We start from the raw sequence: 24,964 nt of genomic DNA on the forward strand, positions 1-24,964 counted from the left end.
ATAGATTAAGTATGTGGCAGTTAATTTCAGTACCGCGTATTCCTGAACTGCCACACATTTAAAACTATATAGTTTTAAATTAAATCTATATAGATCACATTTTGACCGCATCTCTTCCGCGTCAGAGCGCCTATTCGCGCTTCAGCCGCTTCGAATTACACAACCAGAGCGTGATCACCAGCAGCAGGATCGCCGCCGAGTAGATCAGCACATCAAGGGGAGATTTATGATCGACGATGATCAGCCGCACTATCGCGGTGATCCCAATGTAGACAAAATAGCGCAGCGGGAAGTGAAAGCCTGACTGGAAATACTTCACAATCAGGGCGATAAATTCAAAGTAGAGAAAGTAGACCACCAGGCCTTCCACCAGCGCATATTTGCTGGTTTGCTCGGGGGCGAACAGTACATCCGCCAGATGCACCGTCTCTTTACCCAAAAAGACGACCAGGATCAGGCCAAGGCTCAGCAGACCGAGGTTGAGCACGGTCTGGAGGATAGTTGAGATGAACTCAACGCGCGGGCGAGTCAGGGATGTCATACAGCACCTCATTCTCCAGGGCGAGGTTCCTGTATAACGCAAAAATGTGACGTGGATCTATATTTTTTAATTATGTTTTATGTACGGAGGTAACGAATGGAGCGCAGACCTACCGGGGTTCGCAACGTAACCTGTGGTGAAAATGTCACCCTGTATGAGCCCTGCAATCTCTATGACTGCGTGCTTGGCAACGGTGTGTTTATCGGCCCGTTTGTTGAAATTCAGGGCAATACGCGCATTGGCGACGAGAGCAAAATTCAGTCGCACACCTTCATTTGCGAATACGTCACCCTGGGCGAACGCTGTTTCATTGGCCATGGGGTGATGTTTGCCAACGATATGTTCCGCGACGGCAAACCCAATACTGACCGGAACAGCTGGGGACGCATTACTGTGGGAAATGATGTGTCGATAGGCAGCGGGGCGACCATCCTGGCGGTCTCCATCTGCGACGGGGTGGTGATTGGTGCGGGGAGCGTGGTGACCAAATCCATCACCGAGAAAGGCGTTTATGCGGGAAACCCGGCGAGGCTGCTGCGCCGCTTGTGAGTGGCCCGGTGGCGCAAGCGCTTACCGGGCCTACAACAGAAAAGGATGAGGGCTATCAGCGGAAGTTAATGTTCTTATCACTGGTCATGTCATACAGCTGGAACTTACGACCCAGCTGCTGGCCCCCGTCGCGCGTCAGCGGCGTCCAGCCAATGGCCGCACGGCTGCGGGTTGGACCGGATGAGAACAGATCCAGCGGAATCGACACATACACCCCTTTGGTGAAGTCCCCTTCCCCGTATTCGTCCGGCGAGACGTTGGTGATGGTGGCGTAACCACCGACCACCACTCCGCTGTCGAAGTGTTTGGAGATATCCAGCGTGCCGCCCTTATCGCCCGCCAGGTACTGGCCCACGCTGGCTTTCACCAGCACGTCCTGGGCGAACGACGGTGTCCAGTAGGCCGTCAGGTGGCCGGTTTTCACGCTATAGTCGGTGAACTTCATCATGTCCTGCGCGCTGCGCCAGTCACGCTGTTTAACGTAGTTAGCATCAATACCAAACGCCCAGTTGCTGTCCACCGGACGATAAAGCACTTCCGCCCCCGCGCCGCCATACATGGTTTCCAGATAACCGCCGTAGACCTGGCCGTAGAAGCCATTGCCGAAGTACTGGAAGTAGTTGGCCTGCAGGTTGTTTACGTAGGCATCGTTCTGCACGTACTCACGCACGCGGGTACGCACGCGCGGCAGCTTCGAGTCGTTCGGCGGGTTAGTGTAGTTGAACTTGTCGTAGTTGTTGGCAATGTTGCCAAACAGGCTGCCGGTGGTCAGCAGGTGGTCGGTCACCCACAGATCCGCCGTTGCCATCACGCCCAACTGGTACATGTAGAAGTTTTCCGGCCCGCCGACAGACTGGTTTAGCACCGGGTCGATGTGGAAATCGAAGCGCGATTTATCGATATACCAGCCCTGCTCGGTCGTCTCCGGCACGATCGGCTCAACGCGTTTTTGTACCAGCTCGGTTTCATGCCCCAACGGCTCACCCTCCAGATGGCGCTTCAGGCTGGCCACGTCCGTTTCCGTCGTCACCTGCGGCAGGTTCAGGCGGTTCTCCGTTACGCGGATCGTGCGGATCCCCTCCGGCAGATCGTTCATGATGATCCGGTTTGCACGTTCGATCCCTTCCCGCGAGTCGCGGTATTTCACCTGCTCACCGGTCACGTACAGCGTATCGCCTTTCACCTGGATTTTCGGATCCGCCAGACCGGCGTTGTACTTCAGCAGCGTCAGCTGGTTGGCCACCACGGAGTGCTGCAGAATGGCATCCTGCGGCTCCGGCTGGTATGCAGGCCGCGCGTTGTCGTTATAGTGCGGCCGCATGTCGTTAAAGTTGGTGCGCAGCGTAAAGCCAAACATCACGGTGTTGCCGCGCTCGTAGCTGAGGTTAACGTCGGCCCAATCGGTGACGCGGTAAATGGCGCCGACGTTAAACTTGCTCTTTTGCTCAATCTTTCCGGCGAACTCTTGCGAGTAGTCGTTACCTTCGTACTCCAGCTTCAGGCGCAGCGGCTGCCACGGCGTCTGATACTCCACGCCGCCAAACAGGGCAGCCGGGCCGTGGAACATCTGGTCACCGTTAATGGAACCCGCTTTCTGATAGCTGTTGTCGCGATAGCAGAATTTGTCGCTGTAGGTGCAGAACGGGTTTTTCACGTTGCCGCTGGTGCCGAGATAGCCCCAGCCAAGCCCCAGCGAGAAGTCAAACGGCCCCCAGGCCTTACTGGCGACAATGTACTCCGCGTCGAACAGGCCGGTACCGCCGATATCTTTGGCCCCCACGGATACCTGCGGCATCCAGTAGCTCTCTTCCCACAGGCGCAGTTTGAGATCGAAGGCTTTGTCTTTGTAGGTCTGATCGCCGGAGAACGCATCCACGCTGCTGTACTGTTTCGTTCGTACGTCGGTGTAGCGCAGCGTGGTTTCGAGCCATGGGAACAGCTGTACGGATGCAGAATAGTAGCGGTACTGGTCGTTATCACGATAGTTAAGGCTAATTTCCCCTTCTCGCGCCATACGCGCGGTAGGGGTTTGCAGTAAACCGACGCCACCGAAGTCTGACTGAGACGGACCAATGGGTGCCGGATACGTTTCTGCATGACAGGCGGCACTCACACACAGTGCCAGCATGCTGTAGAGATAGGTCTTTTTCATTATTCCGGTATCCGCTGTGTCAGGGAATGAAGGATATCGGCATTCAGCCCGTCATATGCCTTCGTCCAGAAATGGTCGGCAAAACCGACAAAAATGATGCTGCCTGGCATGGGTTCGACATGCCGCTTGTTCCAGTACGCGACCGGCGCCTTTTGCGTGTTCCCGTCAGGATAAATCACCCAGGCGTAGCTGTTATCCGCACCACTCAGCAGGCTCTGCTCGTCGAGATAGCTCGCCACGTCGCGGCCAGGAGTAAACGGTTTTTTACCCGGGCTGCTGATAAGCCCCATCACCGTGATGGTGGAAGGCTGCGCAGGGAGCCAGAGCGTGTAATCTCCCTCCAGAGCCGGATTGCCTTTTTCCGTCACGCGGACTTCATCCGGATCGAGATTGATGTTTTGTCTTCCGGTAACCTTCAGCGCCAGAAGCTGCTGGCGAAGGCTGTTAATGGCTGCCGCATCGTCGCCGTCTTCCTGCTCTGCTAACCCCGTTAATCTGGCGAGCAGCGCCTTGTGCTTTTGTTCCGCCGCCACCGTTGCCTGCCGCTCGGCGATCACCGCACCTGTCCACCAGCTGTTTGCCAGCCTTGGCTGGCCGACGAGATCGATCAGGTGGCCGGCGTTCGTCAACGTTTTGGGCTGCGTGCTGTCCGGCGTGTAGACCTTCACCGTCCCGGCAGACCAGGCGAGCGGTGTGGCAAAGCTTGCGATCAGCGCAACGCGAATAAGTGTTTTCATGATTTCGCGGCCTTGATCAGCGTGGTTTTAACCGGGAAGAATCCGGCACCCAAATATTGCAGGGACTGGCGGATCTGCCCTTCATCATCCACCCAGAAACGGTTATGCCAGGTCGCCCGATCGGTCGTGACCTCTTCATCCAGTACGCGAACCCGGGTTTCGTCGCTGCCTACCCTGACGCTGTCCGTACCGTCCCAGCGGAAGGTAGAGCGGGCGGTGGCGTAACGTACCTGCTTGTGTTCCGTCCAGCCCATTGTCCGCGTCCAGCTTGCCCCGTCGGTGATCTGGTTCGGTTTGCTGAGCGGATCGGCCGCAAGGTTGTTGACCTCAAGAAGGTTATCGCCACCGAGCAGGGTTTTCACAATACGGCTATGTTGCGTCACGATGGTGGCCTGATCCTGCGTCACCCATTTCTGCTGCCCGTTTTCATCGAAAGCGAGCACCACAAACAGTTGCGGACCATCGTTGAGCTGCATGTACTGGCTGGCATACGGCATGTTCTGAAGTTCATCATCGGTCAAATGCACACCCGGCGTACCGAATATGCTGTCCCACAGTGAGTTGCCCAGCCCTTTGGTGGTGGCCGAGCACGCCTGCAACAGCAGGCAAATCAGGATGATTGCAGGTCGCTTCACGACTCTTCTCCGAAGGGGCGAAATAACCACACCGAAGTGTGGTTATGATTAAAACACCCGGAATTACTGGGTGCTGGTCGTCGTAGTGGTCGTGGTTCCGGTATTGGAGCCATCACCGCCACCGGTTGCCGCCAGCGCGACACCCACGGCTGAACTTACGGTGCTGGTGCTGGCCGCGGTAGAACTCCCCGCAGACGCAGACGTCGCTGCCGACCCTGCTGCTTCCCCGACCTGAACCGGAGCTGCATAGACAGATGTCGCCGCAAGTGCAGATATGGCAAAAATGCCATACAGTACTTTCTTCATAACAATTTCCCTTCAATGAATGAATGGAGATTTGCCCGAAAAGAAATTCAGGCGGATTCGAGTATACACAACTAAAGCAGAGGGTTTGCCGTACGGATAAATAGAGGAAGGGTTTTCGGAATATTGGATAAATGTGAAGTATAAGAATAATTAACTAATAAATTATACGTTAAAAATCAAAAAGATATAATTACACAAGACAAAAAGAACTCTCCGTATAATCCTAAAATAAACCGCACTCATTAACGGGTTAAAAGGTATTTTCGGATAAAACTCATAACGGGAATTTGAGTTAAATAACAGACATCAGGAATTGTCTGATAAAAAAATGCCGGCATATCGCCGGCACGTTTTTATGACGATTTAATTACGCGCGCCATGCTTTATAACGGTTAATCAAACCATTTGTCGAGCTGTCGTGGCTGCTGATCGCTTTGTCATCACCCAGTTCAGGCAGAATACGGTTCGCCAGCTGTTTACCCAGCTCAACGCCCCACTGATCGAAGGTGAAGATGTTCAGGATTGCGCCCTGCGTGAAGATCTTATGCTCATATAGGGCAATCAGCGCACCCAGGCTGAACGGCGTGATTTCACGCAGCAGGATGGAGTTGGTTGGACGGTTGCCTTCGAAAACTTTGAACGGCACAACGTGTTCCAGGGTGGCCGGATCTTTACCCTGGTCACGATATTCCTGCTCTACCACCTCGCGGGATTTACCAAACGCCAGCGCTTCGGTCTGAGCAAAGAAGTTAGACAGCAGTTTAGGATGGTGATCAGACAGTGGATTATGGGTGATAGCCGGGGCGATGAAATCGCACGGTACCATTTTGGTCCCCTGGTGAATCAGCTGGTAGAACGCGTGCTGACCGTTGGTGCCTGGCTCACCCCAGATGATTGGGCCAGTCTGGTAATCCACCGCGTTGCCGTTACGGTCAACGTATTTACCGTTGGATTCCATATTGCCCTGCTGGAAGTAAGCCGCGAAGCGGTGCATGTACTGGTCGTACGGCAGGATCGCTTCGGTCTCTGCGCCGAAGAAGTTGTTGTACCAGATACCGATCAGCGCCAGCAGCACCGGCAGGTTTTTCTCAGGTGCGGTGGTGGAAAAGTGTTTGTCCATCGCGTGCGCGCCGGAGAGCAGCTCAACAAAGTTGTCGAAGCCCACGGAGAGAATGATGGACAGACCGATCGCAGACCACAGAGAGTAGCGGCCACCAACCCAGTCCCAGAACTCGAACATGTTCGCGGTGTCGATACCGAACTCGCCAACCGCTTTACCGTTGGTGGACAGCGCTGCGAAGTGTTTCGCCACGTGCTTGTTGTCACCTGCGGTTTTCAGGAACCAGTCGCGCGCGCTGTGGGCGTTGGTCATGGTTTCCTGGGTGGTGAAGGTTTTAGAGGCCACCAGGAACAGTGTAGTTTCCGGGTTCACGTTCTTCAGCACTTCGGCGATGTGGGTACCATCGACGTTGGAGACAAAGTGCATGTTGAGATGATTTTTGTATGGACGCAGCGCTTCGGTCACCATGAACGGGCCGAGGTCAGAACCGCCGATACCGATGTTCACCACGTCGGTGATGGCTTTGCCGGTATAGCCTTTCCAGCTTCCGGAGATGATTGCTTCAGAGAAGGCTTTCATCTTTTCCAGCACCGCGTTCACTTCCGGCATCACATCTTTGCCGTCAACGATGATTGGCGTATTGCTACGGTTACGCAGAGCCACATGCAGCACGGCACGGTCTTCGGTACGGTTGATCTTCTCACCGGAGAACATGGATTTGATGGCGTCTGCCAGTTCCGTCTCTTTCGCCAGATCCTGCAGTTTCGCCAGCGTCTCTTCGGTGATGCGGTTTTTGGAGAAATCCACCAGCATCAGATCATCGAAGGTCGCGGAGAATTTGTTGAAACGATCGGCATCTTTCGCGAACAGCTCCGCGATGGTGACGTCTTTCATTTCATCAAAATGTTTTTGTAGTGCCTGCCAGGCAGCGGTCTGCGTTGGGTTGATGTTTTTCATTAGCAATACTCTTCTGATTTGAGAATTGTGACTGCGGTCGATTGTAGCGCCTGCAAATAAAAATTGTGATGGTTTTTATGCCATTGCCCTGGCCTGCATCAAACGCAGGTGAAAAGACCCGAAAAGTATAGCTGCTGACGCGCCCACCCGTGGCGGCGAAATGTCGGTCAAAACCGGGGAAAACGAAGCATAAAATATGGCCCTGTTATAAGTCCTGTTTCTCAGGGGTACCCCCCCATGAAAAATCCGCATAATCCCGGCATTGACAGGACCTCCCCCGCATTTTATTTATAGGGCCGTATTTTGCGCCTGCACCTGTTTTCGTTTCATTCTTGTGCCATGGTCGCTTTATTCATTCCCTGACACGAGGTTGTTATGACGAGTTTTGTGGTCGCCAAGTTTGGCGGCACCAGTGTGGCAGATTACGATGCCATGAACCGCAGCGCCGATGTGGTGCTGGCCGATCCGAATACCCGCCTGGTAGTGCTTTCTGCCTCTGCTGGCGTGACGAACCTGCTGGTTTCTCTGTCTGAAGGGCTGGAGGCCACCGAGCGCTTCGTTAAGCTGGACGCACTGCGCAAAATTCAGTTCGATATCCTTGAACGTCTGCAGAACCCGAACGTGATCCGCGAAGAAGTGGAGCGTCTGCTGGAAAATATCACCACGCTGGCAGAAGCGGCTTCTCTGGCCACCTCCACCGCCCTGACCGATGAGCTGGTCAGCCACGGTGAGCTCATGTCCACCCTGCTGTTTGTTGAAATCATGCGTGAACGTAACGTTCAGGCACAGTGGTTCGACGTGCGTAAAATCATGCGCACCAGCGATCGCTTTGGCCGCGCCGAGCCGGACGTGGAAGCGCTGGCCGAGCTGACCAATCAGCAGCTGGTCCCGCGCCTGGATGAGGGGATCGTGATCACCCAGGGCTTTATCGGCAGCGAAGCCAAAGGACGCACCACCACGCTTGGCCGTGGTGGCAGTGATTACACCGCGGCGCTGCTGGGTGAAGCGCTGCACGCGACCCGTGTAGATATCTGGACTGACGTCCCGGGGATTTACACCACCGATCCACGCGTCGTCTCTGCGGCAAAACGTATTGATGTGATTGCGTTTGAAGAAGCGGCGGAAATGGCGACCTTCGGTGCCAAAGTGCTGCACCCGGCAACGCTGCTGCCTGCCGTGCGTAGTGATATCCCGGTCTTCGTCGGTTCAAGTAAAGATCCGAAAGCGGGCGGTACGCTGGTGTGCAAGAAAACCGAAAATCCACCGCTGTTCCGCGCGCTGGCCCTGCGCCGTAAGCAAACGCTGGTTACGCTGCACAGCCATAATATGCTGCACTCGCGCGGCTTCCTGGCGGAAGTGTTTGGCATCCTGGCGCGTCATAACATCTCCGTGGATCTGATCACCACCTCCGAAGTGAGTATCGCACTGACGCTGGACACCACCGGTTCAACCTCAACGGGTGACACCCTGCTGACGCAGTCGCTGCTGATTGAGCTGTCAGAACTGTGCCGCGTGGAAGTAGAAGAAAACCTGGCGCTGGTAGCCATCATCGGCAATAAGCTGTCGCGCGCCTGTGGCGTGGGCAAAGAGGTCTTCGGTGTGCTCGACCCGTTCAATATCCGCATGATTTGCTACGGTGCCTCCAGCTACAACCTCTGCTTCCTGGTGCCTGCTGAGCAGGCAGAACAGGTGGTGCAGAAACTTCATCAGAATTTGTTTGAATAAGCGTCAATACTAACTATGGCGTATTGCGTAGAATGCTTTACGCCATATTCGAGCCTGTACCTTATGCAATGTGCTGATGTTTCTGCTTTTCCTTATGTACACGCTTTACGATTTTGTAGATCCACTGTAGCGTCAGATTGTATTTTTTTGCCAGCTCGGCATAGTTACGACCGTCACATTCACTATAGATCTTGTAATCCCGTTCAGAAGCCCTACCAGAAATGCCCTTGGGGAAATAGATGCTTTGTCCCCCCCAGTTCCTCATCATCCTGTCAGCTATAGCCTGGCCAACATTCGTTGCTGATTCGCTATCAAGATTTATGCTTTCAATAAGCACCTGGGACGCATGAAACGCCAGATCGTTAATAATTTCAGGGAACCGAGTCATCTCCACAGACTTATCAATCATTTTTCATCTCCATGTTTTTTGCACCAGGTATTTTCCAGTACTGTTGTAGGTGCGGAAATCAGAAAAAAGCAATAACTCACCATAAATACATATAAATTTTTAATGAATACATTTACTCATATATCTCAATCAGTTAGTTATTATGAGTTAATTAATTAGCCATAGAAATTATTCATCTGAACATATCGCTATATCATTCATTGAATTTATCCTTAGATTGGACATCTATAATGCACACCATCTTATAAGCGCTTTTCGGCGTCATCAAAGAAATCGTACGCCTCACTTTTAATAAATCTTTTAAACAAATTTCAAAAAAACTAAAAATAGATGACAGAAATTATTTTCTAAAGTGGTTTTCGTTCTTTTTACCGGCTATGTCGTGAGTATGGAATTCCACTTATCAGGAGACAGTTTATGCCAAAGAAAACGATTCCCCGGCTATCAGGTTGGTTAATCTCATCTGTATTGCTTTTTGCACTTATCGGCTGGACATCACCCGCACAAATTCCTGTTGCTATTTACAAACTCAGCCTTGTATCACTCTCAGCGGTGGTTGGTTATTGGCTCGACCGTAGCCTTTTTCCCTGGGCTCGCCCTGACTCTTTTTGTCCCTGGGAAGAATCTTTGTGCTGCGCGGCAGCAATGATTCGCCGCGCTATTCTCGTTGCGGCGACCTGTCTTGCTGTTGCACTGGGGTTGTAACTATGCGGCAAAGATTCATTTACTTGTTATATATAATCGCCAGTATGCCAATGGCCGAGGCAAAAAGCCCTCCGCGTGAATCATTACAATGGCGAAATGAACTGATTCGTACCACCAGAGAAATTTGGGGGCTTAACGCGCCTGTCGCAGATTTCTCCGGACAAATACATCAAGAATCAGGCTGGAATATCATGGCGCGCTCTCCGGCGGGGGCTACCGGTATGGCACAGTTTATGCCCGAAACGGCAACATGGATAAGCAAGCTTTATCCAGAATTACGCGATAATGCGCCTTACAACCCCACCTGGGCCATACGTGCGTTGGTGCAATATGACCGTCGACTCTGGAATTCTCTCCAGGCGAGAGATAACTGCCAACGAATGGCATTTACGCTGAGTGCATACAATGGTGGGCAAGGTTGGGTTAATAAAGATAAAAGGCTGGCCACATCAAAAGGACTTGATCCTTCCCTCTGGTTTGGGCATGTAGAACGGGTTAATGCCGGACGTAGTGCGGCAAACTGGCGTGAGAATCGACATTATCCCAAAAACATTTTATTTAATCGGGCATCACTTTATTTGTTATGGGGGCCAGCAAGTTGCATCTCTTAAACAGAGGTAATAATGAAGCTCAGTATCGATTTTTGGGAACTTATCTCATTCCTGCTTTCGTTCGCAGGATTAATGTTTGCATGCGGAAAGCTTCTTTTAGCGCAAATTTTAAAGCAGTTGAATGAACGTTTTGAAACACTTGAAATTGCCCGGCGTGAAACAGAAATTGGATGGACAAGACTAGAACGTGAATTTCTGGAATTCAGAGCAGACCTTCCTCTGCATTATGTTCGCAGAGAAGACTACCTTCGAGGACAAGCTGTTATAGAAGCAAAGCTGGATGCCGTTTATAGCAAGATAGAACTCATTCAACGTGGAAGCCATTAATCTAAAAAGCACCTTTTATTTTTTTACTAAATTAAATTAGAAGAAAATTCAGGATAAATCAGTAAAGATATACCCGAACTATTACGGAGGGGGGAGACAACTCTCACCGGACAACTAAGGAGAGTGACATTGGAAACATTAACCATTATCAATACTGTAATCAATAGACTACAAAAATCCGTTCCTGAACTGGATGTGTTTATTTCAGAGATAGACCCCTTGGAATATATTCCAGCAGCAAATAAGGTGACTGTACTATTACAATATTGTGGCTCGACCTTTACCTCTCTGGAAAGTACTGATGCAATTGTATTGAAACGAACACTCAAGATGGCTGCTACCGTAATTGTTCCAAAAATCAGTGAAGCAATAAATGCACTGGATCGTATTCGTGATGCGTTGGGAGGAATTATTCTTCCCGGATGCGATCGTCCACTTTGGCCAGATAACGAAAAGTATCTCGGTGAGAACTCAGGCCTTTGCCGTTACATACTGGAGTTGGCCTCCAGCATGCCGTTTATTGCTAATCAGGTAAGCAAGGATTTACCCCTGCTTACGGTCGTTAACTATAAGGACGAAACTGTATGAAATATGTTTATCACGGCCCGGCAAGCGGCGTCACGCTCTCCAATGGCCAGGAAATTTTATTGTGGACAAATAGCGAGATCGATCTGCCTGAAGACAATGAGTGGGTCAAAACTATGATTGCTCGCCGGCACCTATCGCCAGTTGTCACGGAAGAAACAGAAACTAACGCAGAGGATGTTGTACATGGCAGCTAATTACCTACATGGTGTAGAAACCCTTGAAATCGAAGCCGGTCCACGTCCGGTTAAAGCAGTAAAATCCGCAGTGATTGGTCTGATTGGTACAGCCATCAGCGGTCCTGTCAATAAGGCAACGTTATGCCTTTCTGAAAGCGATGCCGCGCAGTTTGGTTTTGCAACAGCCAATACGACCATTCCGCAGGCGCTAAATGCCATCTATGATCATGGTGCAGGCACCGTAGTAGTCATTAACGTATTAGATCCGTCAGTACACAAAAGTACGATCGCAAGTGAAAGCGTTACAGTTGATGACAATAGCAAGATTCAACTTAAACATGGGGGAATCCAGTCCCTGGCTATTGGTCGCAGCATTAATGCCGGCATTCCTTATACAAAAGATTCAGATTATACCGTCGATATGTTGACGGGTAGAATTACCTGCATGGGTAATAACTTAACACCAGGAACCAAAGCGTTTGTTAATTATACCTATTCCGACCCAACGAAAGTTACTGCAGCTGAAATAATTGGTACCGTAAATGCCGCAGGCGATCGCACCGGAATGAAAGTGCTACAGGATACGTATAACCTGTTCGGTTTTTTTGCAAAAATTTTAATTGCCCCTGTATTCTGTACCCAAAAATCTGTGGCAACTGAGCTGATTGCTCAGGCTGAAAATCTGGGTGCGATTAGTTATATCGATGCGCCGATCGGTACGACCTTCCAGCAAGTACTGGCAGGGCGAGGATCGACGGGCACGATTAATTTTAATACAAGTTCCGACCGTGCTCGCCTGTGCTATCCACACGTAAAAGTATACGACAGCACAGCAAATACGGAAGTCCTGGAGCCGCTCTCGTCCCGAGCAGCGGGCCTGCGCGCTAAAATCGATCTGGAAAAAGGATTTTGGTGGAGCAACTCAAACCAGGAAATTCAGGGTATTACCGGCGTAGAACGTTCTCTGAGCGCCATGATCGACGATCCCCAAAGTGAAGTGAATCAACTCAACGAAAACGGTATCACGACGGTTTTCAATAGTTATGGCTCTGGTTTGCGTCTGTGGGGTAACCGTACTGCGGCCTGGCCGACAGTGACGCATATGCGCAATTTTGAAAACGTGCGCCGTACTGGCGATGTTATTAACGAATCTATTCGTTATTTCAGTCAACAATATATGGATATGCCAATTAACCAGGCGCTGATTGATGCGTTAACTGAATCGGTTAATACCTGGGGACGCAAACTCATTGCAGATGGCGCGCTCTTAGGTTTCGAATGCTGGTACGACCCAGCGCGTAACGAACAAACGGAACTGGCTGCCGGTCATTTGCTGCTGAGCTACAAATTCACACCGCCACCGCCACTGGAGCGTTTGACATTTGAAACAGAAATTACCTCTGAATATTTAGTTTCTCTGGAGAGCAATCACTAATGGCTGGAAAAATTCAAATCAACCGTATTACCAATGCGAATATTTATCTCGATGGTAATAATCTTTTAGGTCGAGCAACCGAAATTAAACTGCCTGATGTCAGCATGATTATGCAAGAACATAAGGCGCTTGGTATGGTTGGGAAAATCGAGCTGCCAGCGGGTTTTGATAAACTGGAAGGAGAGATTAAATGGAACTCTTTCTATCATGAAGTAATGCGCAAAACGGCCAATCCGTGGCAGGCAGTCGCTTTACAATGCCGCTCCAGTATTGACTGCTATAACTCTCAGGGGAAAGCAGATCAATTAGCACTGGTCACGCATATGACAGTGATGTTTAAAAAGAATCCGCTGGGTACATTCAAACAGAATGAAAATCCAGAATTTAGCAGCGCCTTTGGTTGTACCTATATTAAACAGGTCATTGACGGTGAAACACTGCTGGAACTGGATTATCTGGCTAATATTTTCCGCGTTAACGGGACGGATCAGCTAAACGCATACCGCAATAATATCGGCGGTTGATTTTTTTCGGGGCTTCGGCCCCGAATTTAAAGTTATTAATAAGGATTACAACATGACCGAAAAATATACTCTCCAGTTTCCATTTACCTCTGCCACCGGAGAACATATCGCCGAACTTCGATTACGCCGTCTGAAGGTAAAAGATATGCGCACCGCTCGCCGCGCCAGTGATAAACCGGAAGAATGGGACGAACCGCTAATGGCAGCAATGACCGGGCTGGTACCGGAAGATCTCTCAGAGATGGATTTGCTCGACTATCAGGCGCTGCAGAAACGATTTCAATCCATGCTTAGTATGGCTACAGAACCCACAGCTGTTGTGGCAGGCGATGGCGTTGCTGGCGAAGTGGTTTCACTTTCAGCCAGCTGAAATTGATGCTTTGACTACTGACGATTTCGCCTGCTGGCTGGATGAAGCTGGCACTCAGATTAAACACGAATACGATTCGCAGGCTTAACGCCTGCGGGTTTCCTGGCCCGGCCCCGGTTCACCTCTTCTCTGCTCCTTTTCTGGCAAACCTGTTACCGGGCACTATTCACTTATACGGAAAATTATTTTGGCCAACGATGTTATTACTCAGCTCCAGGCGCGTAATGAGGCGTTGACGCAGGCAATAGCCCGTTACGGCTCACTAAACGCCAGCACGCTACAAACACTCAGTACCGAGCAAGTTAAAATAACCAAGCTGACACAACAGCTTACTGAGTCAGCCCTCCGACGGGAAGAAAACGACAAGCAACTCACTGAATTAGTGGGAAAAACGCAAAGTTTTGTCGGACAATCAGGCAAACTTTTAAACGTCGAGACGCCCGACTGGAAGCTACCCTACGAATTCCAGGACAATATGGTCAATATAGCGGTTAAAGGCAGCATGAATAATGCCACGGAGGACGCCTTAAACTCGAATATCCGTGACTGGAGCCTTGCGTTCAATCAGGATCAAAAAGAGCTGCAAAACGCTACTTTCACGATGGTTGAGGGCGGCGTCACCGCATTGCAGGATCTTAGCCACTACGTGCCTGATATCGCCAAAGCCGCAACGACAACCCGCGACAGTGCGCAAATATGGGCGCGGGCGGCGATTGCCACCCATGACAAACTGAAAATTGCGTCTGATAACTTCCGTTCCACACAAAACATGCTGTACAGCGTCGCAAAAGGCGGTGGCGGTTCTGTTGAAGAACAAACACAGTGGATTAATGTTTTTGCCGACAAAACCAATCTACAAGGAAAAGAAGGACTTGCGGAGCTGACCGCAACGATGCAAATCGCCATGAAAAATGGCTCGAGCTTCAGAGCAGCTTCGGAAAATTTCGATCATTTCCTCAAATCAACCTTTTCAAAAGAGACGGATAACTGGTTTGCCAGTCAGGGCGTGGATCTCCAGGGATCGTTGCTGGAGCATCAGCAAAACGGGATAGGCGTGACGGAAGCGATGGCACATATCGTGCAGATGCAGTTGGAAAAAATGCATCCACAGATCCTTGAAACCTTCAAACAGACTATGAAAATGGAGGATCAGTCCGCTCGTAGAGAGGCGCTAATTGCAATGGCGCATAAATTTAACCTCGGCGCCCTGTTTGGCGATACGCAAACGCTTGATTTCCTTGCCCCTATGCTGGCAAATCTGGATGAATACCGTCAGCTAAAAGCGTCGACAATACGGGCAGCAGATCAAGATCTTATCAATAATGATTTTGACCTGAGAATGACATCGTCGGCAGAGCAAACCAAAGCACTACAGCTCACCCTTAACGACCTGTGGCTTACCGTTGGCCAGGAGCTTTTGCCGGCGATGAGTGAACTGACACAAAATATTACGCCACTAGTGAGGCAATTCAGCGCCTGGCTGCGGGAAAACCCGGCGCTAGTGCAGGGCATCGCTAAGGTTGTTGGTATTATCTGGTTATTCAGCGGTGCGCTGAATATTATGAAACTGGCAGCGAACCTTATCGCATCGCCTTTTATTCGCCTGATCGATATCTTCCTGCGGGTAAAAGCCAGCCTCGCATTGGGCGGGGCGGCCAGTACTGCGCTATCGGTGCTTAGATCGTTTGGAAACGGCGTAAAAATAGTGGCGTCTTTATTGGGCCGTGCTCTGGTTGGCGGATTGAAACTGGTCGGCCAAACATTTATCTGGCTCGGCCGCGCGCTGCTGATGAACCCTATCGGCCTGACTATCACCGCCATCGCTGGCGCAGCCTATTTAATCTATCGCTATTGGGAACCTATTTCCGGTTTCTTCTCCGGCCTCTGGACTCATATTAAAGCGGCTTTTGACGGTGGTATTGGCGGTATTACACGCCTAATTATGGACTGGTCACCGCTGGGGCTATTTTATAACGTCTTCGCCAGCGTTCTGGACTGGTTTGGTATTGTTCTTCCCGCCAGCTTTAGCGAATTCGGCAGCAATATTCTGGATAGTCTGATCAATGGCATTCTCAAAGCCCTGCCGTTCCTGAATAGCGCAATTGAGAAAATAAAAGGTCTTATCCCGGACTGGGCAAAAAGCACATTAGGGATCAACACGGAAAAACCAGGCGCCAGTATAGCCGGAACGGCACTCACGCCTGGGGTTAAACCCGCCGCAACATCCTCAACAGCGACAGCGCCTGCATCACACCGCTCAAAATCTTATACGCTGCCGTCCCGATCATTGGGCAATATCCAGGTGCACTTTTCACCGCAGGTTACAGTCCAGGGCCACGGGCAAAACACGGCTGGCGAGGTTAAAAACGTCATGACGCTATGCAAACGGGAACTGGAGAAAATGATTAATGACGTAATGGCGCAACAACAGCGCCGGGGGTATGCCTGATGTATGCCGTTTTAGGAGAGATTGAATTTGAAGTCGTTGCATACTGGGACGCCTTTGAAACCACACTGGGCGTAGATTATGCCAGCCATGCTCGTATTGAAGGCAAACCTGGCGTGCAATTTATTGGCGATAAGCTGGAAAAAATCACTCTGCAATTCAGTTTTCACAGCCAGTTTTGCCAGCCGTCAACAGAATTCAATCGCTTGCGCACCGCGATGACTGCACATCAGGCGATGGCGTTGGTATTTGGCAATGGGGATTATCGCGGCTGGTTTGTAATTACCGATCTGAGCGCCAGCCACCAGCACACAGATCCCTGTGGCAATGTTATAGCCCAGAGCGGGAGCCTGACGTTGCAGGAATACACTGGCGATCCGAAGGATCCGCTGCTGCCTCCGGCTATTACCACTCAGGAGCCGAATATTGACGAAATGCTGGATGATTTCCCTGAGCTCAGCGACGCCTGGTTCGATGACCTTATGAGCGCTGCTGAGGATGGAATGCGCGATGCCAAAGAGATGATGGACGACATGGCCGACACCATTGATGACATTAAAAAAAAGGTCGCACAGGCACAAGAGCTGGTTAAGGAAGCCAAAGCGTTGAAGAAGAAGTGTAGCGATATTATCGACTCACTGAAAAAGACGATCGACTCGGTGGAAGCGCTATTGCGACAACCTCTGGATCTGCAAACCCTGGCAGGACTGCCCAAAGCGCTGGCAGCAAAAATACAGGCGCTAATAGGCAGCCTGCCGGGGATCCGCGAATGCGCCAGGGACGCCTCAACACTCATTGAACAAGCCGAATCTCTGTTTAATGTCATCACTAGCAGCGTAGCAGAAGCCACTTACGATAGCGCCGCATTGCTGGTCAATCAGGGGCGCAGCACTATGCAAAAAAGCGCGTCTGAAGTAAGCCAACTTGCTGCTGCAGATATTACGAGGAGTTTGTAATGCGCTACCTTGAACATGTTACGACAGAGGGTGAACGCTGGGATAACCTCGCCTGGCGCTATTACGGCGATGCATTGGCCTACGAGCGAATCATTGCGGCCAACCCACATGTCGCGATCCTTCCTGTTTTACCGTCAGGCATGCGGTTGATTATTCCTGTCATCAGCATCACGCAAACGTCCTCGGAGTTACCACCATGGCTGAGATAACGGTTTCCGGCGGGGGGATTGCTACCCTGACGCCTGTTTTCACCCTTTGGTACGGTCATAAGGAAATTACCTACGACATAGCACCTTATGTCACCAGTATCAGCTACAGCGACAGTATTAAAAACGAATCGGATGTGATTGCAATTACGCTGGAAGATAGTACCGGACGCTGGATAAATGAATGGTACCCAGGTAAAGGCGACACACTGACGCTCCATCTGGGATATCAGGGTGAGGATCTACTGAATTGCGGGTCTTATGTCATTGATAAAATAGATATTAGTGCGCCACCCTCAACGGTCAATATTGACGGAATAGCCACTTCCGTTAGCAAAGCGCTGCGCACGAAGAACAGTCAGGGCTTCGAAGAAACAACACTTTTCGCCATCGCCAGTCGTATTGCACAAAAGCATGGTCTGACACTGGTCGGACAAATCGAATCACTAACTATCGATCGCGTCACACAATATGCGGAAACTGACGTAGCGTTTCTGAAACGTCTTGCAGGAGAATATGGTTATACCGTGAAGGTAACGACGAAAGAACTCATCTTTTCGCATCTGCCGACGTTGCGCTGTCTGGCGCCGGTGAAGACGCTTAACCGAATTGATATTTCACACTATTCATTCAAGGATACGATCAACCGCATCTACAAAAATGCCACGGTGCAACACCAGAACAGTAAACAAAAAGAGTTGGTTATCTATACGCATGATGGCCAACAAAAACCGTCTGCACGCGGTGCAGCAACCAGCGCCGATACCCTGAAAATAAACATCCGGGCGCCAGATGCAGGTACAGCTCAGGCGAAGGCCAATGCCGCACTGGATAGCCACAACGAATACCAGCAGACCGGTACGCTCAGTATGATGGGCTGTCCTCAGCTCACGGCAGGTAATAAGATCGAACTGAACGGTTTTGGTGTACTTTCCGGCCAGTGGTTGATTGATAAAACAATCCACCGCTTCTCGCGTAGCGGCTACACCACGGAAATCGACGTTTCACGCGGGCCGGCAACCAGCCAGTAAGGAGGCAATATGAAAGGAGTAACGCGTCAGACAGGCATTATCAGCGATATTGATGAAACGGCGGTTCGCGTCAGAGTCACCTTGCCAGAATGCGATAACTTACGCAGCAACTGGCTTCCCGTCCTGCAACGCAATACGCAAGAAAATAAAGACTACTGGTTACCGGATATTGGCGAGCAGGTGGAGGTTCTGCTTGATAACAATGGTGAAGATGGTGTTGTTCTGGGAGCTGTCTATTCTACCGTCGATACTGCACCACTCGTATCACGCGATAAGCGCTACGTACATTTTTCTGATGGGGCAGCCTTTGAATACGATCGAAAGTCTCACCAGCTCACCGTTAACGGTGGGATTGAAAAAATTATTATTGAGGTAAGGGATACAACTCGTCTCACCTCACCACAGGTTGAGGTTAAAGCGCAGCATGTTTTGGTGACATCTGACACCGTAAATGTAAAAGCGACGAATGTGAGCATTGAGGCATCGACTGTTGACGTGAAGGCTCTGGACGTTGCCGTCAATGCGCCACTCACTACCTTTACCGGTGATGTCACGATAATGAAAAAGCTGACCTGGCTCGGTGGCATGATGGGTAGCGGAGGCGTTGGCAGCAGTGCGGTAATCACCGGCAATGTCAACGTTCAGGGCAACGTGAACGTCAGCGGTTCCGTTATGGACGGCGGAGGAAACTCAAATCACCATTCCCACGGCTATTAATCCAGCCCGCCGCTAAGGCGGGTTTTTCTTTTTTAATCAAATATTTTCCTAAAGCGCTTTATTATCGTTCGCATCATATCGGGGTGAAAATAGCCCCATGAATACAAAAACACGACCCTCAACCCTGCACTGGCAACCTGCCTTGCAACGTCCTGAAGAACATGTCTGTGGGCTGGACGACATTCATCAGGCGATACATATCATTCTGCGCACACCACGCGGCAGCGATCCCCACAGGCCACTTTTTGGCAGCAATCTGTGGCGCTACATCGATTATCCGATCGAGCGAGCCATTCCACATGTTGTACGGGAATCCGTGGAAGCTATTCGCAAATGGGAACCTCGCTGCCAGTTGCTGAAGGTGACGCCAGCTATTGACGGTGAACATCTGACATTACACGTGCAATGGCGTGCCGCAGACGGCGTAATCAACTCTACGGAGGTGTTATGGCGATAGCCGAACCCAATTTTATCGATCGCGACCCTGCGCAAATCACCAGTGAAATGATCGCACAGTATGAAGAAGCCAGCGGTAAAAAACTCTACCCGGCGCAGGCTGAGCGACTGCTCATTGACCTGTTTGCTTATCGTGAAAACCTTGTCCGCATCGCCGTTCAGGAGGCGGCGAAGCAAAACCTGGTCGCGTATTCACGCGCCCCTATGCTGGATTATTTAGGTGAACTGGTTGGTGTTCATCGCCTGCCGCCACAGGCGGCAAAAACCACGCTGCAATTTTCTGTGGCAAATGCCTGTAAAAGCAACGTACTGATTCCACAGGGAACCCGTGCCAGCGCATCCGACAGCGTGATGTTCGCCACAGATGAGGATATCCTCCTCCCCTCTGGAAGTCTGAGCGTTGCCATAACCGCAACCTGTGTCGTCGCTGGAGAATCCGGCAACGGCTGGCAACCAGCGCAAATCAGTGCGCTGGTGGATAGCGTGAGTGGTTACGATATCACTGTCATTAACCTGACCGAATCTACAGGCGGTTGTGGTGAAGAAAGCGATGACGCGCTGCGTGAGCGAATCCGGCTGGCACCAGAAAGTTTTAGTAACGCAGGAAGCTATGGTGCTTATCGTTTTCATACCCTTTCCGTCAGCCAGTCGATCATTGACGTCGCTGTGCTGGGGCCGGATGAAGGACTGCCGGAAGGCTGCGTAGAGATTTATCCGCTTACCCTGAACGGTCTGCCTGGTGCTGAACTCCTTGAACAGATCGAACGGGAAGTCTGTAAAGAGAAAAAGCGTCCGCTAACCGATAAGGTCAGCGCCAAAAAATCGCCACGAGTGCCTTATCAAATTTTCGCTCGGTTGACGCTCTTTACCACCGCCGATCAGGAAACGACGCTGGCTGCCGCACGCGAAGCCTTGAGTACATGGGTTCAACAACGCCAGACCCGGTTAGGCCAGGATATTGTGCCAAACCAGATTATCAAAGTGCTACAGGTCGAAGGCGTTTACGATGTTGCGTTGGATATGCCGCTCAAAAAGGTATTAAAAGCACATGAATGGGCGGAATGTACCGCCATTGAGGTGACCATTGCTGGAGTTAGCGATGGATAAATTGCTTTTGCCACCACCGCTGGCCAGTGACGAGCGTTTCTCTATTCTGGCAAATATAGCTGCCGAACGTTTTTCACAAATCGATCTTACAGTACTGCTGGTTTATCTGGTCGATTTAGTTGATGCCTCAGCACTACCGTCGCTGGCTTCACAATTTCATATACAGGGACTTGAGGGCTGGTTATTTGCGAAAGATGAGCAGGAGAGACGAAATTTAATTAAACAGGCAATAGAGTTACATAAATATAAAGGAACCCCTTGGGCCGTTCGTCGCGTACTCGAAATACTCTCGTTGCCGGGTATCGTTTCCGAATGGTTTGAATATGACGGGAAAGCTTACTTCTTTAAAGTAGAAGTTAACTTAAGCAATCAAGGCATGAACGAGCATCTATTTAATAACCTTGTAGATCTTATTCATGAATACAAAAATGTGCGCTCCAAACTGGAAGCACTAATCGTCTGGATAATTAACCAAAGCGCTATCCCTGTTATTGGCTGCGCCCTTTACACGGGATTATGTGGATACACGGCTGGACGAACATGAAAACTCAACTCATCACCCGGATGCAACACTCACGCAGAAAGGTTTTACGCAGCTTAGTAATGCCACTGATAGTGACGATGAAACCAAAGCCGCCACCCCGAAAGCGGTAAAAGCGGCAATGATTGAAGCGCGGAATCATACACATACCTGGAACCAGATTACCGGCATTCCGGACGGTACGTTGATTCAAAAAGGTATTGTTAAGCTTAATGCTTCGACTAAAAGTACCAGCACTAGCGAAGCGGCTACACCAAGTGCGGTAAAAGAGGCAATGGATAAGGCCAATGCAGCAGCACCGGCTAGTCATACTCATCCCTGGAATCAGATTAGCGGTGTTCCTGACGGTACGCTGACGCAAAAAGGGATTGTAAAGCTTAATAACGCGACCAACAGCACAAGTACCACCGAAGCAGCGACGCCGAGCGCGGTGAAAGCGGCTATGGATAAGGCGAATGCAGCTTTAAGTAGTTCTGATGCCGATACACGATATTTAGGCAATTTTGCTTTTTATACTGAAGATGGAGTGTTTACTGTACCTAAAGGAGTGACAAAGGTCTTTGTTGAGTTAATTGGTGGTGGTAATGGTGGCATGGGAAATTTCGGTTCAAATAAATACAGACCAGGAGGATTAGCTGCCTCACCGATTATGTCAACGGTAATAGTTACACCAGGTGAAAAGATTAACATTATCGTAGGAAAGGGAGGGGCGGGTGGAATTGGAAATCCCTCGAGTATTACTTCAGATTCTGCTGGCTCGCCCGGAGGAGACTCCTATTTTGGCACTCTAAAAGCTCTTGGTGGAAATGGACATTATCTTTCTGGCATACACAATCCTTGTCCCACTGAGACAGATCTTGCTTATAAAGCAGTTCCCGGAGGGGATGGTGAAAATAGCCCCTACGGGATAGGCGGGAAGGGAGTTTATAATTTAATAAACGGCAACATACACATTTTAAGTAATAATGCTTCAGGGTATGGAGCAGGCGGTTCAGGAGTAGCTTCTCTGCCTGGTTCTTCTGCAATATATCCCGCTGGCAATGGATCTCAGGGATTTGTAAAGGTTATATGGTAATAAAAAAGGATACAAACTGTATACGAACTCTATCTTGTTCTTATTGCTGATCTTATTATGGTCCCATAGGCATGGCAACCATGAGCACAAACACAGTCTGGCTCGCCTGCTATAAGGGGAGAACGGAACACCGTGGCATTGCCAGACTGGCCGACTGGGTGACTCGCAAAGTCACCCGCGGTATCTACTCTCACTGTGAACTGGCGATAGAACACGGCGGAAATGAGTATCTATGCTACTCCGCGTCGTTTCGCGATCGTGGCGTACGGGGAAAATTGATGCCATTGCCTGACGACAAGTGGGATAAATTACCATTGCAGGCGAGTCAACAGGAAGTGGAAGCATTTTTTCGTAAACATAGCGGAAAACGTTACGACTGGCAGGGTGCAATAGGTATCGTATTAGGCAATCGGGAAAAACGCGAACGGTTATTTTGCAGTGAGTTCTGCGCTGAATTTCTTCAGCTCAATGAGAGTTGGCGCTACTCACCCAATCACCTGTATGCTCTCGTCAGCAGTTGGCAATTCAATCCGTAAACAATACCCGGCTTTAACCAGGCCGGGTAATCCTTCACTACGGATTATGAATATAATTTATTTGAATAAATATCCCTTAAGCGATACACCATTGCTATGGTCTGGCTCGATCCAGGTCAGTTTATAAAAAGCAAACTCAACTATATCGATCGCAAGGAAAACATTATGCTTGCCGCCATCACCCGGCTGTTCCCGTTATGGGCGCTGCTGCTCTCCATACTCGCGTATTACACCCCCACTACGTTCACGGGCATTGGTCCGTGGGTGACCACGTTGCTGATGCTGATTATGTTCGGCATGGGTGTGCATCTAAAAATCGACGACTTTAAACGCGTGCTCTCGCGCCCGGCTCCGGTTGCTGCAGGGATTTTCCTGCACTACCTGGTGATGCCCCTTGCGGCCTGGCTGCTGGCAATGGCCTTTAAGATGCCACCCGACCTCTCCGCCGGGATGGTGCTGGTGGGCAGCGTGGCCAGCGGAACCGCCTCCAATGTCATGATCTATCTGGCAAAAGGCGATGTGGCGCTCTCCGTGACCATCTCTTCGGTATCCACGCTGGTGGGTGTGATTGCCACGCCGCTGCTAACACGCCTGTACGTTGACGCCCATATTCAGGTGGACGTGATGGGAATGCTGCTGAGCATTTTGCAAATCGTGGTGATTCCGATCGCGTTGGGCCTTGTCATTCACCACCTGTTCCCGCGCGTGGTAAAAGCCGTTGAGCCCTATCTGCCTGCGTTTTCGATGGTCTGTATTCTGGCCATCATCAGCGCCGTGGTGGCCGGTTCTGCGTCGCACATTGCATCCGTGGGCTTTGTCGTGATTATCGCGATAGTGTTGCATAACACCATTGGCCTGCTGGGCGGATACTGGGGCGGGAAACTGTTTGGCTTCGATGAATCCACCTGCCGGACGCTGGCAATTGAGGTAGGGATGCAGAACTCCGGTCTGGCAGCGGCACTCGGGAAAATTTACTTCTCGCCGCTGGCGGCTCTGCCTGGTGCGCTCTTCTCGGTCTGGCATAACCTGTCCGGTTCGCTGCTGGCGGGATACTGGTCCGGCAAACCGATAGAAGAAAAACCACAGAAAACAGATGAATATCGTCTTTAACAGTCGGGTGGCGCTACGCTAACCCGACCTACACTCTCCGCAGGCGCAAGCCGGGGAAAAAAGGGGCTTAACGCCCCTTCTTTTTACGTCCCGGTTGCGTAAAGCGTTTACCCGCGGGCTTGCCTCGCCCTTTCTCTTCCGACTGCGGTGCTTTCACGACCGGGCGTTTAATCGCCTGAGTTTTCGGTTTGGCTTTGGCCTTCGGCTTTGCTTCAGACGAGGAGTTCTCGATAAGCTTAAACAGCTCGATCAGTTCATCATCGGTTAAATCACGCCACTCGCCCAGCGGGATACCGGACAGGCTGACGTTCATGATGCGCGTGCGTTCCAGCTTCGTCACTTCATAACCGAAGTATTCGCACATACGGCGGATCTGACGATTCAGGCCCTGCACCAGGGTAATGCGGAACGCGAACGGCGCTTCTTTCTTCACCTTACACTTTTTCGTGACGGTACCGAGGATGGGTACACCGGCGCCCATGCCGCGAATAAATTCGTCCGTGACCGGCTTATTCACCGTCACGATATACTCTTTCTCGTGGTCATTCCCGGCACGCAGAATCTTATTCACCAGATCGCCGTGGTTAGTGAGGAAAATCAGCCCCTGCGAGTCTTTATCCAGACGGCCAATCGGGAAGATACGGCTGCTGTGGTTAACGAAATCAACGATGTTGTCCCGCTCGCCATCTTCTGTGGTGCTGACAATCCCAACCGGTTTATTCAACGCGATAAACACCAGGTCTTCTGCATCACGCGGTTCGATGAGCTGACCATTCACTTTGACCACGTCGCCAGGCATCACCTGGTCACCAATAGTGGCGCGTTTGCCGTTGAGGAACACATTACCTTGTTCGATGTAACGGTCCGCCTCGCGACGTGAGCAGATCCCGCTCTCGCTAATGTATTTGTTTAATCGGGTTGATTGAGTTGGCAGCATAGTTTCTCCTGTGAAGGGCGAAATATACCTTACCTTGCG

At 50.7% G+C, this 24,964-nt stretch carries 27 protein-coding genes and 2 pseudogenes; 21 read left to right on the forward strand and 8 right to left on the reverse strand.

Going from position 1 to position 24,964, the window contains the following annotated elements; translation table 11 throughout:
- Positions 1-130: 130 nt before the first annotated feature.
- Positions 131-541, reverse strand: a complete 411-nt coding sequence (gene psiE / locus VF709_RS18855; protein WP_000202963.1) for a phosphate-starvation-inducible protein PsiE — start codon at positions 539-541, stop codon at positions 131-133.
- A gap of 96 nt (positions 542-637) precedes the next feature.
- Here psiE and VF709_RS18860 point away from each other — a divergent pair, with 96 nt between their 5' ends.
- Complete coding sequence (locus VF709_RS18860; RefSeq protein WP_013095038.1) at positions 638-1,090, forward strand: acyltransferase; 453 nt, start codon at positions 638-640, stop codon at positions 1,088-1,090.
- Between the two features lie 55 nt (positions 1,091-1,145).
- Here the strand turns inward: VF709_RS18860 and VF709_RS18865 are convergent, their stop codons facing one another.
- The 5 genes from VF709_RS18865 to pgi form a co-directional block, all read right to left on the reverse strand.
- Positions 1,146-3,242, reverse strand: a complete 2,097-nt coding sequence (locus tag VF709_RS18865) for a YjbH domain-containing protein (protein WP_029882648.1) — start codon at positions 3,240-3,242, stop codon at positions 1,146-1,148.
- Positions 3,242-3,979 (reverse strand): capsule biosynthesis GfcC family protein, encoded by a 738-nt coding sequence (locus VF709_RS18870; RefSeq protein WP_072200518.1) that lies wholly within the window; start codon positions 3,977-3,979, stop codon positions 3,242-3,244. Before VF709_RS18870 ends, VF709_RS18865 begins: the two co-directional genes overlap by 1 nt.
- Positions 3,976-4,614, reverse strand: a complete 639-nt coding sequence (locus VF709_RS18875) for a YjbF family lipoprotein (RefSeq protein ID WP_013095035.1) — start codon at positions 4,612-4,614, stop codon at positions 3,976-3,978. Before VF709_RS18875 ends, VF709_RS18870 begins: the two co-directional genes overlap by 4 nt.
- 63 nt (positions 4,615-4,677) lie before the next feature.
- The gene (gene yjbE, locus VF709_RS18880; protein ID WP_013095034.1) at positions 4,678-4,920 is read right to left on the reverse strand and encodes an exopolysaccharide production protein YjbE; all 243 of its coding nucleotides are present in this window, start codon (positions 4,918-4,920) and stop codon (positions 4,678-4,680) included.
- A gap of 367 nt (positions 4,921-5,287) precedes the next feature.
- Entirely contained in the window at positions 5,288-6,937 is a 1,650-nt protein-coding gene (gene pgi / locus VF709_RS18885) for a glucose-6-phosphate isomerase (protein WP_020686615.1), read from the reverse strand.
- A gap of 375 nt (positions 6,938-7,312) precedes the next feature.
- On the opposite strand from pgi, the gene lysC reads away from it, so the two are divergent.
- A complete protein-coding gene (gene lysC, locus VF709_RS18890; protein WP_013095032.1) occupies positions 7,313-8,662 on the forward strand; it encodes a lysine-sensitive aspartokinase 3 in 1,350 nt (449 codons plus the stop codon).
- A 61-nt stretch (positions 8,663-8,723) separates the two neighbouring features.
- Here the strand turns inward: lysC and VF709_RS18895 are convergent, their stop codons facing one another.
- Positions 8,724-9,071, reverse strand: a complete 348-nt coding sequence (locus VF709_RS18895) for a Mor transcription activator family protein (protein ID WP_149896883.1) — start codon at positions 9,069-9,071, stop codon at positions 8,724-8,726.
- A 417-nt stretch (positions 9,072-9,488) separates the two neighbouring features.
- Between VF709_RS18895 and VF709_RS18900 the strand changes: the two genes are divergently transcribed.
- The 19 genes and pseudogenes from VF709_RS18900 (at position 9,489) to panS (ending at position 23,988) form a co-directional block, all read left to right on the forward strand.
- Positions 9,489-9,776, forward strand: a complete 288-nt coding sequence (locus VF709_RS18900) for a putative holin (protein ID WP_149896882.1) — start codon at positions 9,489-9,491, stop codon at positions 9,774-9,776.
- Positions 9,777-9,820: 44 nt separating this feature from the next.
- Entirely contained in the window at positions 9,821-10,387 is a 567-nt protein-coding gene (locus VF709_RS18905; RefSeq protein WP_375148650.1) for a transglycosylase SLT domain-containing protein, read from the forward strand.
- Positions 10,388-10,399: 12 nt separating this feature from the next.
- Positions 10,400-10,714: a hypothetical protein gene (locus tag VF709_RS18910; protein ID WP_149896880.1), complete on the forward strand. Its 315-nt coding sequence runs from the start codon at positions 10,400-10,402 to the stop codon at positions 10,712-10,714.
- Positions 10,715-10,843: 129 nt separating this feature from the next.
- The gene (locus tag VF709_RS18915) at positions 10,844-11,302 is read left to right on the forward strand and encodes a Gp37 family protein (protein WP_128311339.1); all 459 of its coding nucleotides are present in this window, start codon (positions 10,844-10,846) and stop codon (positions 11,300-11,302) included.
- Positions 11,299-11,496: a hypothetical protein gene (locus VF709_RS18920; protein ID WP_128311340.1), complete on the forward strand. Its 198-nt coding sequence runs from the start codon at positions 11,299-11,301 to the stop codon at positions 11,494-11,496. The genes VF709_RS18915 and VF709_RS18920 overlap by 4 nt, the downstream gene beginning before the upstream one ends.
- Positions 11,486-12,913, forward strand: coding sequence for a phage tail sheath subtilisin-like domain-containing protein (locus tag VF709_RS18925; RefSeq protein WP_149896878.1), 1,428 nt, complete (start codon positions 11,486-11,488; stop codon positions 12,911-12,913). Before VF709_RS18920 ends, VF709_RS18925 begins: the two co-directional genes overlap by 11 nt.
- On the forward strand, positions 12,913-13,437 hold the full coding sequence (locus VF709_RS18930; protein WP_128311344.1) for a phage major tail tube protein: 525 nt from the start codon (positions 12,913-12,915) through the stop codon (positions 13,435-13,437). The genes VF709_RS18925 and VF709_RS18930 overlap by 1 nt, the downstream gene beginning before the upstream one ends.
- Positions 13,438-13,489: 52 nt before the next feature.
- Positions 13,490-13,807 (forward strand): phage tail assembly protein, encoded by a 318-nt coding sequence (locus VF709_RS18935; RefSeq protein WP_149896877.1) that lies wholly within the window; start codon positions 13,490-13,492, stop codon positions 13,805-13,807.
- Between the two features lie 187 nt (positions 13,808-13,994).
- Positions 13,995-16,256: a phage tail tape measure protein gene (locus VF709_RS18940; RefSeq protein WP_149896876.1), complete on the forward strand. Its 2,262-nt coding sequence runs from the start codon at positions 13,995-13,997 to the stop codon at positions 16,254-16,256.
- Positions 16,256-17,209 carry a phage tail protein gene (locus tag VF709_RS18945; RefSeq protein WP_149896875.1) on the forward strand — a complete coding sequence of 318 codons (954 nt, stop codon included), beginning with the start codon at positions 16,256-16,258 and terminating at the stop codon, positions 17,207-17,209. The genes VF709_RS18940 and VF709_RS18945 overlap by 1 nt, the downstream gene beginning before the upstream one ends.
- The gene (locus tag VF709_RS18950; protein ID WP_102891703.1) at positions 17,209-17,418 is read left to right on the forward strand and encodes a tail protein X; all 210 of its coding nucleotides are present in this window, start codon (positions 17,209-17,211) and stop codon (positions 17,416-17,418) included. Before VF709_RS18945 ends, VF709_RS18950 begins: the two co-directional genes overlap by 1 nt.
- On the forward strand, positions 17,406-18,446 hold the full coding sequence (locus VF709_RS18955) for a phage late control D family protein (RefSeq protein WP_149896874.1): 1,041 nt from the start codon (positions 17,406-17,408) through the stop codon (positions 18,444-18,446). The genes VF709_RS18950 and VF709_RS18955 overlap by 13 nt, the downstream gene beginning before the upstream one ends.
- A 9-nt stretch (positions 18,447-18,455) precedes the next feature.
- Positions 18,456-19,163 carry a phage baseplate assembly protein V gene (locus VF709_RS18960; protein ID WP_149896873.1) on the forward strand — a complete coding sequence of 236 codons (708 nt, stop codon included), beginning with the start codon at positions 18,456-18,458 and terminating at the stop codon, positions 19,161-19,163.
- A gap of 97 nt (positions 19,164-19,260) precedes the next feature.
- Complete coding sequence (locus VF709_RS18965) at positions 19,261-19,620, forward strand: GPW/gp25 family protein (RefSeq protein WP_149896872.1); 360 nt, start codon at positions 19,261-19,263, stop codon at positions 19,618-19,620.
- On the forward strand, positions 19,611-20,726 hold the full coding sequence (locus VF709_RS18970) for a baseplate assembly protein (protein ID WP_149896871.1): 1,116 nt from the start codon (positions 19,611-19,613) through the stop codon (positions 20,724-20,726). Before VF709_RS18965 ends, VF709_RS18970 begins: the two co-directional genes overlap by 10 nt.
- Positions 20,719-21,240 (forward strand): annotated as a pseudogene (locus tag VF709_RS18975) (phage tail protein I); the annotation flags it as partial. The gene VF709_RS18970 and the pseudogene VF709_RS18975, both read left to right, overlap by 8 nt.
- A pseudogene (locus VF709_RS18980) lies at positions 21,233-21,730 on the forward strand (tail fiber protein); the annotation flags it as partial. The pseudogenes VF709_RS18975 and VF709_RS18980, both read left to right, overlap by 8 nt.
- A 692-nt stretch (positions 21,731-22,422) precedes the next feature.
- A complete protein-coding gene (locus VF709_RS18985; RefSeq protein WP_149896890.1) occupies positions 22,423-22,878 on the forward strand; it encodes a hypothetical protein in 456 nt (151 codons plus the stop codon).
- Between the two features lie 165 nt (positions 22,879-23,043).
- The gene (gene panS, locus VF709_RS18990) at positions 23,044-23,988 is read left to right on the forward strand and encodes a ketopantoate/pantoate/pantothenate transporter PanS (RefSeq protein WP_128311365.1); all 945 of its coding nucleotides are present in this window, start codon (positions 23,044-23,046) and stop codon (positions 23,986-23,988) included.
- Positions 23,989-24,055: 67 nt separating this feature from the next.
- Here panS and rluF read toward each other — a convergent pair whose 3' ends face one another.
- Positions 24,056-24,925 carry a 23S rRNA pseudouridine(2604) synthase RluF gene (gene rluF / locus VF709_RS18995; protein ID WP_023621411.1) on the reverse strand — a complete coding sequence of 290 codons (870 nt, stop codon included), beginning with the start codon at positions 24,923-24,925 and terminating at the stop codon, positions 24,056-24,058.
- Positions 24,926-24,964: the final 39 nt, after the last annotated feature.

The sequence above is a fragment of the Enterobacter sp. Lyrl_3 genome (assembly GCF_051948675.1).
Lineage (GTDB): Bacteria > Pseudomonadota > Gammaproteobacteria > Enterobacterales > Enterobacteriaceae > Enterobacter > Enterobacter cloacae.